Genomic DNA, 1175 nt, shown 5'->3' with positions numbered 1-1175 from the left:
TGAATCGCCCCGGCATTCGCGGAGGCTGTTTGGTTTAAGTCAGGCCGTCACCGAGATGGCCTGACTGGCGAGTTGCCGGTAGTAGTTTGCCTCAGCTTCTGCCGGCGGGATGTACCCGATGGGTTCGAGCAGGCGATGGTGGTTGAACCAGGACACCCATTCGAGCGTCGCGAACTCCACGGCTTCCTTGGTCTTCCATGGCGCTCGGCGATGGATGAGCTCGGCCTTGTAGAGGCCATTGATGGTCTCGGCCAACGCGTTGTCATAGCTGTCGCCCTTGCTCCCGACGGACGGCTCGATGCCCGCTTCTGCCAACCGTTCGGTGTAGCGAATGCTGACGTACTGCGCCCCCCTGTCGGAGTGGCATATCAGGCTTCCATCACGCTCCGGCTGCCGGGCATATAGGGCCTGCTCCAGCGCATCTAGCACGAAGTCCGTTCGCATTGAACTGCTCACGCGCCAGCCCACGATGCGACGGGCGAACACGTCGATGACGAAGGCCACGTACAACCAGCCCTGCCAGGTCGAGACATACGTGAAGTCGCTGACCCACAGTTGGTTCGGCCGCTGCGCTCGGAACTGCCGGTTGACCCGGTCCAGCGGGCACGCGGCCTTGGCATCACCGACCGTGGTTCGCACGACCTTGCCACGCATCACACCGCGCAGGCCCAGCTTGCGCATCAATCGCTCGACCGTGCAGCGTGCAACGGCCACGCCTTCGCGTGCCAGTTGCCGCCACACCTTGTCGGCGCCGTAGACCTGCATGTTTGCCTGCCAGACACGTTGAATCTGCGGCGCCAGCACCTCGTCGCGCTGCGCTCGGGCGCAGCGTTTGTGGGGCTCGCGCAGCAGCGCTGCATGGCGTCGATACGCCGACGGGGCAATCTGCAAGACCTTGCAGAGCGGCTCGACCCCGAAGGTATCGCGATACTTGTCGATGAAGTCCCTCAAGACTTGAGCCGGCGGTCGAGCTCCGCCTGGGCGAAAAACGCGCTGGCCAGCTTCAGTATCTCGTTGGCCCGGCGCAGTTCCTTGTTCTCGCGCTCCAGTTCCTTCATCCGCTGGGCGTCACTGCTCGTGACGCCCACGCGCACGCCGGTGTCGACCTCCACACGCTTGACCCAATCGTGCAGCGTCTGCGGCACGCATCCAATCTTGGGTGCGATGGATTCGAT

1 protein-coding gene and 1 other annotated feature are annotated in these 1175 nt (G+C 63.6%); the gene reads right to left on the bottom strand.

Going from position 1 to position 1175, the window contains the following annotated elements:
- Positions 1-39 precede the first annotated feature (39 nt).
- A protein-coding gene (locus N8A90_RS25375; RefSeq protein ID WP_410087749.1) for an IS3 family transposase occupies positions 40-1175 on the bottom strand; the annotation gives its coding sequence in 2 pieces (ribosomal slippage) (positions 40-980 and positions 980-1175; 1137 coding nt annotated over the 2 pieces). This gene is flagged as partial in the annotation.
- Positions 877-993 (bottom strand) — a sequence feature (AL1L pseudoknot). It overlaps the preceding gene by 117 nt.

It is taken from the genome of Variovorax sp. N23, assembly GCF_025486315.1.
GTDB lineage: Bacteria > Pseudomonadota > Gammaproteobacteria > Burkholderiales > Burkholderiaceae_C > Variovorax.
The sequence above is the reverse complement of the archived record's forward strand: the minus strand, read 5'-3'. Positions and strand labels throughout refer to the sequence as shown.